Origin of the sequence: Streptomyces celluloflavus, assembly GCA_000720995.1 — a bacterium.
Classification (GTDB): domain Bacteria; phylum Actinomycetota; class Actinomycetes; order Streptomycetales; family Streptomycetaceae; genus Streptomyces; species Streptomyces celluloflavus.
The window spans coordinates 26,091-37,856 of record JOEL01000006.1; the positions used below are offsets into that span (position 1 = coordinate 26,091).

Consider the following 11,766-nt stretch of genomic DNA (forward strand, 5'->3'; position numbering starts at 1 on the left):
AGCAGCCACCCCACTCACCTCGCGTAGGGCTGCAAGCTCCGCGGGCAGACGGGCTGGAAATGGATTTAACCGGGGTCAGCAGTCTTAGGGAAGCGTCCGCTTGCCTGCCGCGCGCCCGAGAGGCTCACCCCGTCGGTGTTGAGCCGGGACTCTCGGGCGGGGTGGGGATGCGATCGCCACGTGATCCGGCGACCCGGAGTGCGTCGGTCAGGGCTTCGGTCAGCCGGCAGGCGAGCCACCGGTACTCGACGGCCGACAGCTCCTTGGCTCCGGCGACTACGACCTGACGGGCGTACCCCAGGAGTTCCTCGCCCATGTCGAGTTGTACTTCCTCGATGCTGTCGGCGAGCGAGGAGATGTAGCCCCTACCGTCGGTGCTGAGGTAGCAGGGGTTCCCGTCCTGAGTGGTCCATGGCAGTAAGCGAGGACCGGTCACGCCTGCTGCCGTGTCATGGAGATCTCTGCGGCGCATACGGTTCGCGTCGGTCCTGGATGTGCTCACCGTGCACCCCATCTGGGTCGCCGAATGGAATACGGCGACCGTAGGAGCCTGCTGTCCGTCACTCCATCCATGACGTATGCCAGTTGGCGACGGATGGTGCCGGAATTATTGCGCTGCGTGGCACCTATCCGACTACGGCCAGGTAGGAGGCCATGTCTCGCATCTCTGCGGTGAGGGTGCGCTTGCGCTTCTTCAGGATCTCCTGCATGGTCTCGGCGGCCATCCGCTGATGCCTCAGCCACTCCGGGGATGCACGACGGACTCCAGTCAGCTCATCCATCGCCGCAGACAGGTCGTTGGTCCTAGCGTGGGCGCGCGCCACGTCCAGGCGGTGGCGGTTCCAGTTTTCGCCGCTCGGCCGCCCGGCGCTCTGCCATGCCTTGGGTGACATGGCGTCCTCACTGGATTTACGAACGACGGCACGGGCGTCTCCCACGACCATGGCGTCTTCCACACCCTTCATGCCGACGGTGAGCGGACCGAAGGTCGTCCAGTGCCGGAAGAATGACCCGGTGTACTCCCGCCCCACGGCGGATGCCGCCGTGTTCGCGACACGGTGGTAGTGGCGGGCTTCCTGGGGCCGGTTGTTGCGGCCTGCGGCAGCGGCGGCGCGCAGCGCCAGCCACCCCCATGCCGCGCATTCGTCCGGCGTCGCGCGGGAAAGTCTCGGTTCGATCAGGTCGGCGGTCTGGGCGGCGAGCTGTTCGGCTTCGTCCAGCCGACCCTGGCGTAGGAGCAGCCAGCACATCCCGATCACGCCGGACGCCCCGGTGAGCCTGTCCCCGGCCTGGCGTGCGTCGGCGATCGCGCCGGCCAGGGCGGTGTAGGCGAGGTCGTACTGCCGTACCTGCGTCAAGTACCGCCCGGCCAGTTGCAATGCCTCGGCACGGGCCAGGAGTGCCTGGCGGTGCTCCTCGCCGCTGTCGAAGTGGGCGACCGCGCTGTTCGCGTCCCGCAAGAGTGCGGGCAGTTGGGATGCGACGCTCTTGTAGCTGTCGGAGTGGTAGAGCACCGCACCGTCATGAACGCTACGACGGAAACGGCGCAGGTTCGGCTCCTCCTCCGCGCTCCCGCCATCCGAGTCTGCGAGTCCCACTGGCGGGGTGAGGGCTGCGCGGAGCTGGATCAGATTGACGCGGTTCGGATCCTCCGAACGACCCACGGGCTCCGGGGCGTCCGGCGCCAATAGCGTTGCTGTGGTCACGCTCAGCGCGCAGGCGAGAGCGTGAAGGGTCTCCATGCGGACCGTGCCGCCCTGCTCTACCTTGCGTACCGTGCCCGGCGAGACGCCTGCGGCGTGGGCCAGTTCTTCCTGGCTCATCCCGGCCCGACGCCGGTACTTACGGACGTTGTCCGCCAGTTCCGTAGTCATCTGCTGACCACCTCCAGCGCCACGGTACGCCGGTCCGGTGAATCAACCAGAGGCTATTTGGCAGACACCCGCCCAGGAGCGGTCACTCACCGCTGTCCCCACGGACAGACATCTGCCCAGCGCGATGCCCGAAATGGCGATCGGCCGGCCCCAGCAGGATCTGGGCCTGAGCGGGAGGGGTCCCTCGTCGGTCGAGCAGCTTCGCCGTACCAGGGTTCTCCGGGGGCCGCCAAGACTCACGAGGTGACGCTTGCGCTTGACCTTGGCGGCCCCCGGGGGTTCCTGGTACGCCTCCGGTGACCGGGCGACGAGAGACCCTTCCCCCGATCTCGACCATCCATCACCACGACGGAGCCGCACCCGCACTCGGCCTCCTCCCCCTCGGAGAGAGTGCTGGGGCCTGGGGCAGAGCCCCAGAACAATCCACACTGGCGGCTGTTGCGCGTCCGAACCAGCAGGGCAGCTGGCAAGCGTGGCGGAGACAGGAGCGGGCAGCAGCCCCGAGGGGCCGGAGCACGCGCGGCCCGCGACAGCGGGCCACCCTGATCAAGTAAAGAAATCTGAACAGCTCACCCGCTGGCTAAGCATGGACGGGCCTCGCCACGCCGGAAGGCGCGCTTCAGTGTTGATGCCTTCGTTTTGGACTGGCGTCGGGCATGGTGCAGACGCACGATGCCATCGCGCGTGGGCGTCGAACCATGCTCAGCGAACAGTCCGCCGATGTTGCCGTCACCCGTTGCGTCAATGGCCTGCCAGACACAAGAAAATCAACTTTTCTCCACCCGCTCAAGAATGAGGTCGATTTCAGATTGGATCTCCTGATCCACCGTTAGGTGAATATGAGAACCTTCATGAACACCTTGCTGAGCAAGGGTCAATAGGTGACGTGCCAGTGAAGTCAATCCGGCGCGGTTCGCCTTGATGACCACCTCCGTCGATCTGACCGTCAATTCAATTTCAAAATCATCATCCCAGACGAATTGCAGTCCGCCGTCAACCCGGCATTCCGGAACATCGATCACACGATCCATCGCTAATATCGCTTCCTGTGACGACACGGTGGGGAGCCGTTGAGATCTCGTTCAACATCCCCACCTGTAGGTTCCATTCGAGGTAGATGTGTCGATTTTCGACAACCATCGACTTGCCGGGCTTCCCTGAATTCGGCGCCATTCGCTCGAAGTTCGCGTGAGGGCCACTGCCATGCACGTGTCCTGTAATACCTGATTCGCCCATCCTGGCAACGGGCGTTCCGCCCTTTGGGATGAATCACCCGCTACCCTTCACGGGCTCGGAATGGCCAGGCCCAACCCACCTCTCCGCCGCGTCGAGAGCTTCATTCGTTGGCACTCGGTTTTCATCCACCGGATGACCGATGTCAGCGAATTTCCGGTAAGAGGTCCAGGACTCGCAGTTTGAGTTGTGAACCAGCACCGGCGTGGCCCCCGCCAGCGCATAGTACGTGTGCTGGGCGCCCCCTTCCTGCCTGCGTTTTGGCAGGTCAGCGGGATCTACCGGTCCGTGGGTGTGCGTGGAAGTGCCGTGTTGTGCGCCCCTGTTGCCGTCGGCGTTGCCGTCAGAAGATCACGCGCGCGAGGGCGGTGGAGTGGGCTTTGGCAGGTGTCCTGCCCGGGTTGGGGGCGGGCACGGTCAGGGGGCCGCCCGCTGGCCCGGCGCTCGGGCAGGTCGTGATCCTGCCCGGAATTTGCACGAGCGGCCCCCTGGCCCTGCCCGACGTGGGCCCCGGCCCGGAGAGGTGGGTAAAGCACACGGAGCCGACCGACCCCACTCCGGGCTGCGCTGAGTCCAACCCCCTGCCGTCGCCTCGCCTCGGCCTGACGCTCACCGTGCGGGCGCGCCCCTTCTTGCTCGCTTCTGGCCGTCCGCTATGCGCTTCTACGCGGCCTGGTCGCTGGCCAGCCCGCGGTGGCCGAGCCGAGGGCGGGCCGGATGAGCGACCGCGCCGCGCGCGACCCCCCGTCAGCGGGTCGCCTTGACCCAGCCAACATGACCCGCCGCTTCGGCCAACTCCTCGACCGGGCCGGGCTCCGCCGCATCCGCTTCCACGACCTACGCCACTCGACCGCCACCCTCCTCCTGAAACAGGGGGTCGAACTCGTCGTCATCAAGGAACTCCTCAGCCACACCCACATCGGCGTCACCGCCACCGTCTACGCCCACGTCCGACTCCGCCTCCAACGCGACGCCATCGACACCCTCAGCACCGCGCTCGGCAGTCCCTGACACACGCACGGCAACGGCGGCGGACACCTGGTGTCCGCCGCCGTTGCCGTCATCTACTGCCGTCAGCGCGGATAATCCCCGTCAAGAACGACATCTCAAACAGTCAAAGTTCGCCACAGCGAACCTCTGACTCACATCAAGGGCGTTGCGCTATCCCTCTGCGAGCAATTCATCCCTGATTTCGCGATGGATAAACACCTGATCGTTAACGCTCGTGCGCAGCAGAGACTTCAAATCCTGGATGCTCTCAATCGAATTGACCGCCAGCGCCACCGGAGACGCAACCTTCTCGACGAAATCCACACGAAGGCCACCATCTCCACGCGCCTCCACCACTTCCCCAGATAGGAGGTCAAGCCCTTCACGGGAAATGGAGGTAATTGCGTCCACTCTGAACCTGACAAGACATTTTGACTCGGGGAGCCATCCCTCCTTGACCTTGACCGCCGGAGCGAATCCGATATTCACATAGCACGACTCGTCCCAACTGGACTCCTGGACGCTAACGACACAGTAGAGATCGCCGGACATTCTATACCAGTTTGCCGACTTTTTTCGAAACCCCAGCGGCTTGAAGACCTCATTGAGAGCCTCTAGAAGGATCGAGTTAACCATCAGCCGAACCTCTTATACGTATCGAGATGGCCAGTCCAGCTCTGACCGGTCACGTCCTCCAACTCGGCGACGTATTTCTGCAACTGCCGTCGCCCCGACGCCTGGCTGCTGTTCGCATCCGACTTCAACTCACGCACAACTCGGCTCTTCCAGTCGACCGCATCAGGCCGAAGCCCACTCGGAAGCGTGACTTCGAAGTCGTACCCAGCCCCCAGAGCATTCCTGTAGTTCAAGTGCGTCTGGCGCCCACGGGCCGCATCCGCGTTTTCTCCAGATGTGAACTGCCCCTTCTCGTTACGGGCGACACCACATCCGTCGCTATTGTGAACGAGTACCGGCGTAGCCCCTGCCAGCACATAGTACGTGTGCGTGCTCTCGACGGTCAGGTCGTGCGTCTGCTGCTGCTTGCGGAAGTGGCGGGCCGCGGTCACCTTGGCCGTAGCGCCCTGGGGCGTGCGGAGTTCGGTGCCCGGGTGGAGGTCTCCGGCGTTGATCCACTTCTTCTTGTCCACGGACCAGAAGGGGTGGGTGTCGGTGGCGATGATGCTGGAGTCGCCGGACGAGGTCCTGACGGTGAGGTCGGTGAAGTGTTTGTCGTCCTTGGTGACGATGGTGGCGACGACGGGGCGGGTGGTGGTTTCGCCGGTTTCGGGGTCGGTGGCTATGACTTTGTCGCCGGTTTTGACGTCTTCGATTTTCTTCTTTTTACCGTCGGCCAGGGCCACTTCCGTTTCGGGCAGGAAGCTGTGGCAATCTCCGCCGCGCTTGTATCCGCGTAGCCCCAGGCGTAGCCCGGGCCCCTCGCCACCACCGCCTGCATGGGCTCCCGCTCCTATGGCGTTCGCCACCAACTCCCAGCGCCCTTGGGGGCAGTGACCCTCCATCTCCGAGCAGATCGCCAGCCTCAGGCCGGCCAGGCTCACCTGGGTATTCGGGTCATACGGGTCGATGTTGAACGTGCCCGGGTAGGAGAAGATCGGCTGGTCGTCCAGCCGGTCGTAGATGCGGTTGGTGAACTCGTCAGCTCGGTCCCAGGTGGCGTCGACGGTGAGCCCGGGAATCACCATGGCCTTGGGCCGAGAAGCTCGATAGTGACCCCATTTCGCTGGGTTGATCGCTGCGAGACCGTTGAGGAACTTACGACGGTCCTTTTTCGAGCCCCAGTCCATCCACGGGCAGCTGACCGGGTCACAGCCGCTGGACCCGTTGTCCGCGGGCCGTTGCAAGCCGCTGGGGTCGGAATCGGTGACGGGGTTGCTGCCCGCGTAGGTGTAACCGTTGAAGGACTCCGAATCGGTCAGGTTCAGCAACGGGTCAACCGAGATGAAGCGGCCCGCCTCCGGGTCGTATTCGCGGGCGCCGAGGTGGGTGAGGCCGGTGTCGGCCGTGTCGTCGGTGCCGCCGACGAAGCCTCTGGAGCCGGGCCAGGTGGGTGGTTTGTCGCCGCGGGGGCCGCCGAAGGGCAGGCTGCGGCGTTGGGTCAGGGTCTGGTCGGCGGACTTGATGGCGAGTTGGCCGGTGCCGTGGTGGTCGGCGAGGGTGATGGTGTAGGCGCCGTCGTCGGTCAGGACGGCCTGGTTGCCGCCGCCGAGGGGGATGTAGCGGGTGGCCTTCGGGGTGGTGGCGTCCTTGTCGAGGGTCAGTTCGGTGTGGTCGCCGAGGTAGAGGGTGGTCTTGGTGCCGGTGCGGGCGATGAGGCGGTTGCCGTCGGCGTCGTAGAGGTAGGAGGTGGTCTTGGTGCCGTTGTCGCCGGTGGGTTCGGTGACCTTGGCGAGGTGGCCTTCGGCGTCCCAGTCCAGGGTCTGTTTATCGCCCTTGAGGGTGCGGGCGATGGTGTTGCCCGTGGGGTCGTAGCCGTAGGTGCTCTGGGCCGTTCCGGTCGGCCCGGTGGTGTCGACCGCGGTGAGGCTGTGGGGCTGGGCCGTGCCGGGCTTCGGGTAGGTGTAGGTGCTCTTGGTGTCCTTGGCCGCGTCGCCCGCCGGGTCGTGCTGGGTCAGGGTGCGGCGGTTGCCCGCCGCGTCGTACGCGTAGGACTGCCAGTAGGGGGCGGGACCGGCGATCAGATTGCCGGCCGGGGCATCCGCGCAGGTCTTCTGGTTCTGGGTCCAGGCTTCGGTGAGACGGCGCAGGAAGTCATAGGTGAAGCACTGGGTGTCGGTGCCGGAGCGGGAGACGTCCGAGACGGCGGTGATGTTGCCCGCCGGGTCGTAGCCGTAGGTGGCGGACTGGTCGACGCCGGCGACGCCCAGACGGTCGACGCGGGAGTTCGACAGGCGCTGCGTGCCGAACTCGTAGGTGTTGGTGACCTGGGTGAGCCCGCCGCTGTTGATCTTGTAGGTGAGGGGCTGCCCGACGTGGTTGTACGTCGGGTCGGCACGGAAGCCGGAGCCGAAGACGGCGGTGGTGCGCATGGTGTCGTCGTCGTAGTTGTAATTCCAGCCCTTGCCGAGGATGTTCCCGACGGTGGAGAAACTGCGGCCCCGTACCAGGCCGTTGCCGTAGTACAACGTGCCGGCTTCGTAGCTGCCGGCCAGTTTGCCTTCGGAGTCGGGAATGACCGTGGTCATGCGCTGCGGCCGGTAGAGGCGGTCGTACTGGGTGATCTTGTTGGTGTACGGCTTGCCGTCGATGTAGCGGGTGGATTCGGAGAGTTGGCCCCGGGCCCCGGCGACGGTGTCGTAGACCCACTTGGCGCGCAGCTGGCCGTCCAGGGCCTTGTCGCGGAGTTCGGTCTTGCGGCCGAGGCCGTCGTAGGCGGTGGCGAGGGTGGTGCCCCGGGAGTCGGTGGTGGTGGTCTGCTGACCGCGGTCGTCGAAGGTGGCCTTCGAGGTGCCCCTGTCCGGGTCGGTGGACTGGGTCTGGTTGCCGGCCTGGTCGTAGGTGTAGGTCCAGCTGTTCCCGGCCGGGTCGGCGACCTTGGCCAGCTCTCCCTTGGGGGTGTAGGCGTAGCGCGTGGTCTCGGCCGGGGCGTCGGCCGCGCGGGTGTGGTGCTGGAGGAGTTCGGTGGTCTTGCCGCGGGCGTTGGTCACCGTGGTGGTGGCGGTGGCGCCCTCGGGCGGGATGACGGTGGTGCGGTCGCCTCCGTAGAGGGTGCTGGTGACGGCGAGGACCTTGCCGCCGTCTCCGTTGCCGGCGACCTGGCGGGACTCCGTGGTGCGGCCGAGCCCGTCGTAGGTGTTCCAGGTCTGTGTTTCGACGCTGAGGGCGTTCTCGGGCTTGAAGAGGTCCCGGGCGGGCTTGCCGGTGGTGTAGTAGGGCGCGAAGGACTTGGCGGTCAGGCCGCGTTCGTCATAGAAGGTGTCGCTGATCAGCCGCCCGGCGTCCGGACCGGGGACCTGCGTCTGGCGTGCCCGCAGGTAGCCGTCGTAGAGGGTGTAGGAGACGGTCTGGGTGCCGCCGGCCGGGTTGAGGGTGCGGGTGGCGACGGCGGTCGGCTTGCCCTCTTCGACGAAGTAGTTGAACTGGTAGGTGGGCACCGCCGGACTGGCCCGGTCGGCCAGATAGACCATCCACGACCGGCCCAGGGCGTCGTAGCGCAGTGTGGTCCGCTTGCCGTTGGTGTCGACGGTCGCGGCGGGCAGGCCGCGCAGCGGGTCGAGCTCCGTCGTGGTGGTCTGGGCGGTGGCGCTGTCCTTGCCGTCGGCGGGCGGGGTGACGGTGGTGGTCTTGGCGGGGATGCCGGTGGCCGGGGTGTAGGCCGTGGTGGTCGTGCGGCCGTCGGTGCGGGCCGTGCGGGTGGGGGCGCTGTCACCGATGGCGGTGACGTCGGCGGTGAGGTCGGTGACCTTCTCCGGGCGGCCGTAGGCGTCGTAGGTGGTGCCGGACTCCAGGTAGGTGGCCGTGGTGCCGTCGTGCTTCTTCAGCGTCGCGGAGGTGGTGGCGTCGCCCTTGGTGGGCGCGGTTCCGTACGAGCCGCCGTCGTACGCGGTACGGACATCCGCGATGACGTCCTTCGCGCGGTCGGGGCTGGTGGCGCACTTCTTGGCGACGGTCTCGACCCGGGCGGGCAGGGTGAGGATGTTCTTGTCGGTGTTGGTGGCGTAGGTGGTGCGGGTGCACTGGTCGTCATCCTGGTCCGCTTCGTCCCCGAGGTCGCTGACCTCGGTGACGCGTCCGGCGACGGTGTCATAGGTGGACGCGGTCGCCGTGGTGCGCCACTTGGCCCCGGCTCCCTGGTCCAGCGAGGTCCACGAACGGGAGCTCGCGGTGCCGGTGAAGTCAGCGGTGACGGTCCCCCAGTCCCGCGTCTTCTTGGCCGTCTCGTGGTGCCAGGGCCTGCTGACGGTCTTGGCCAGGACCTTTCCGCCGGGGGCCGAGTAGGTGACCGTCTTGTAGGGGAAGCCGGCCGTGGAGGGGTGCTCGGCGATGGTGTCCCCCTCGCCGTCGCCCAGGGAGACGTTGACGCTCTTGCTGCCGCCGGTGGTCGTCTTGCGGTCGCCGTCCATACCGCGCAGGAAGTAGCTGTCCTCCTGCGTCTTCATGGCGGTCGCGGCGGGGCCCTGGCCGCCGGTCTGTTCGCGTACCTGGCCGTAGCCGCGCCACTGCGACCAGGTCTTGAACTTCTCCTTGGTCAGGCCGTCGTCATCGTCGTAGTGCCAGGCCGCGTCACCGAGGTAGGTGTAGCGGGTGACCTGGTCGGGGGCGCCGCCGGTGCGGTCCGTGGTGGTGACGGCGGTGACGACGTACTTGTTGAACCACTGCCTGTCCGGGTCGTCACTGGAGCTGCCGCCGATGAACTGCGGGAAGCAGCGGGTGGTGTTGGACTCGGGGGTGGGCAGACCGCCGGACGCGCAGGCCGGGGCGGAGTAGGTGACGTCGGTCTGGCCGCCGTACTCGTCAGCGATGGTGGACAGGCGGTCCTTGACGTAGGGCGGGTAGCCGTCGCCGGTCTTGTCGAGGCGGTTGACGAGCTGGGTGTAGGCGAAGGTGGTCTTCGGCAGTGTGGTGGGGGTGGCCGCGGTGTGGCCGGTGTGCTGGATGGATTCCAGTTCGAGCTGGTAGTCGACGTCCGCCTTGCCCCAGCGGTGCGTCAGGGCCCAGGAGTCGACGGGGGTCAGCGCGCCGTCCTTGAGGATCTCGGCGGTGATACCGGTCAGCCGCTTGCGGGTCCAGAAGGTGGGCGAGAACCGGCCCTTGTCGCAGGCCGTACCCGCCTTGCAGTTGAGGTCCCAGGGGGTGTCGTACCAGTACTCGCCCTTGGCGTCGATCGTGTCGGCGGCGCAGGTCACCCCGGTCTGCGGCAGGCAGCGTTCGGCGTTGGTGAACGACACCTGGGCCAGTGGTTTGTCCTTGTAGAGGTCGCCGTCCTGCCGGCCGTACTCGATCCGCTTGAGGTAGCCGCCGCGGGTGTAGGGGGTGTCGTCGGTGTCCTTGAGATCGCGGCCGTAGGAGTTGGACTCCTTCTCGTAGTAGTACGCGAGGGCGTCACCGTGCGGGTCGACGACATAGTCGAGGTTCCAGCGCCAGCCCTGCTGGCACCAGGAGTCCTTGAAGGTGTCCTTGTGGCAGGGCTCGCCGGCGTCGTTGCCGAACACCGGGACGGTCCAGGTCGAGTCGGTGGTGTCCTTGCCCGCGGCCCAGCCGGGCAGCTTGTGGTAGCCGAAGTAGTAGCGGACGCCGGCGGGGTCGGTCAGTTCCCAGTACTCGTTGTCGTTGTCACCGTTGTCCCGTGCGGCCGAGGTCAGCCTCTTGATCTTGGTGCCGTCGTCGTTCTTGAGCTTCCACTGGTCGGTGCCCGCCGGAACGAGTTCACCGGCCTTTCCGTTGAAGGAGATGAAGGCGTTGTCGTAGGCCCAGCAGAGGTCGCCCGGCTTGTTGCCGTCGGCGTGCTTCACCCCGTCGTCGGAGCAGGGCTTGTAGCGGCGCTCGATGTAGCCGGGCCACAGGTCGAAGCCGTCGCCGGCCCAGGAGCCCTGGTTGTTGCTGTTCCCGGTGCGCCCGTCGATGGCGCCCGAGGAGTACGACAGGCCCACCCGGGGCTTGAGGCCGCCGGGCACCTCGGGGACCGGAATGTCGTAGGACCAGCTGAAGTCACCGGTGTTGAGGTTGGTGTCCCAGGTCGCGGACGGGGCGAGGCTGGTGGCCTGGTAGTCGCCCTTGGCGCCCTTGTCGTCGGCCACGGCCGCCAGCACCGTCGGCGCGTTCGACCGCAGCGGTACGGAGGCCGCGGTGAGGGTGTGGTGCTCACCGTCATTGGTGGTGGGCAGGGGCTTGGCGGTACGGCAGGACGCCTTGGACGGATCGCTCACCGCACAGGCGGGCAGCTCCACCAGGCGCAGCCGCGAGGCGTACGCGCCGCCGAAGGCACCGGCGAACGCGCTGTAGTCGACGGTCACCTGAAGCGGGTCCAGCGCCTGATCGGGCTGCTGACCGGGCTGGGACTTGGACGGGGCTGCCGCGGCCGGCTGGAGCGTGAACAGCATGCCGTCCACGCCGGCCTGTCGCGCCTGCTTCCGGTCCAGCACCCGGGCGGTCACGGCGCCCGGTGCGGTCGCAGCCGTCGTCCGCCGGTCTTGTGCGGACGGCTTGGCCGCGTGGGCCGACTTCGGCACCCTGGCCGACTCGTCCGAACGGGCCTGGGCGGGCGCGAGGGTGAGCGGGAGGCCATCGGCCTTGCGCGGTGTGGCGGCTGCGGACGGTGCGTCCGAGGCGGCGGGGGTGAAGTGGACCGTCGCCTCGGCGGCACCGGGCCATGTGCTCTTGGGCCGCTCCTGGGGAGTGCGCGGTCCCGTCGGCAGCTTCCGGGGTTTGACGCGGATGCCTTCCGTACCGGGGACGGTCTTGCCGGCGTCGGGCCGCGCCGCGGCGTCCGGTGCGGCCGAGGCTTCCGGCATGGTCAATGCCGGAAGCAGCGAACCGACCAGTACCGCGGAGATGCCCAAGGCGATTCTGTGCCGCAGACGTGTGCGTCGTCTGCCTGGGCCGACCTTCCCGTTCATTTCTGTCCCCACCCCTCGCTGCTGCACCGCAGGCGCTCCCGAGGGGCTGCGGTGTCCCGTTCCGTAGATGTGTCTGGTCGTGGCTTGGCGTGCGG

General features: G+C 67.0%; 5 protein-coding genes and 1 pseudogene. 1 reads left to right on the forward strand and 5 read right to left on the reverse strand.

The genetic code is table 11. From position 1 onward, the window contains the following. Positions 1-124: 124 nt before the first annotated feature. The 3 genes from IH09_RS07765 to IH09_RS36750 all read right to left on the reverse strand — a co-directional run bounded on the left by IH09_RS07765 (position 125) and on the right by IH09_RS36750 (position 2,905). Complete coding sequence (locus tag IH09_RS07765; RefSeq protein WP_404827245.1) at positions 125-436, reverse strand: hypothetical protein; 312 nt, start codon at positions 434-436, stop codon at positions 125-127. 190 nt (positions 437-626) lie between these two features. Next, entirely contained in the window at positions 627-1,874 is a 1,248-nt protein-coding gene (locus IH09_RS07770) for a helix-turn-helix domain-containing protein (RefSeq protein WP_052855368.1), read from the reverse strand. A 767-nt stretch (positions 1,875-2,641) separates the two neighbouring features. Next, positions 2,642-2,905 carry an Imm32 family immunity protein gene (locus IH09_RS36750; protein ID WP_110952142.1) on the reverse strand — a complete coding sequence of 88 codons (264 nt, stop codon included), beginning with the start codon at positions 2,903-2,905 and terminating at the stop codon, positions 2,642-2,644. A gap of 955 nt (positions 2,906-3,860) precedes the next feature. Between IH09_RS36750 and IH09_RS07775 the strand changes: the two are divergent. After that, a pseudogene (locus IH09_RS07775) lies at positions 3,861-4,118 on the forward strand (tyrosine-type recombinase/integrase); the annotation flags it as partial. A gap of 150 nt (positions 4,119-4,268) precedes the next feature. Here the strand turns inward: IH09_RS07775 and IH09_RS36755 are convergent. Together IH09_RS36755 and IH09_RS07780 are read right to left on the reverse strand one after the other, a co-directional pair. Further along, entirely contained in the window at positions 4,269-4,733 is a 465-nt protein-coding gene (locus IH09_RS36755) for a DUF4304 domain-containing protein (protein ID WP_110952143.1), read from the reverse strand. After that, complete coding sequence (locus IH09_RS07780; RefSeq protein WP_110952144.1) at positions 4,733-11,614, reverse strand: polymorphic toxin-type HINT domain-containing protein; 6,882 nt, start codon at positions 11,612-11,614, stop codon at positions 4,733-4,735. Before IH09_RS07780 ends, IH09_RS36755 begins: the two co-directional genes overlap by 1 nt. Positions 11,615-11,766 lie beyond the last annotated feature (152 nt).

Coding starts and splice junctions, on each gene's coding strand:
- IH09_RS36750 (WP_110952142.1), bottom strand. CDS start 2,905: ATGGATCGTGTGATCGATGTTCCGGAATGCCGGGTTGACGGCGGACTG.
- IH09_RS07770 (WP_052855368.1), bottom strand. CDS start 1,874: ATGACTACGGAACTGGCGGACAACGTCCGTAAGTACCGGCGTCGGGCC.
- IH09_RS36755 (WP_110952143.1), bottom strand. CDS start 4,733: ATGGTTAACTCGATCCTTCTAGAGGCTCTCAATGAGGTCTTCAAGCCG.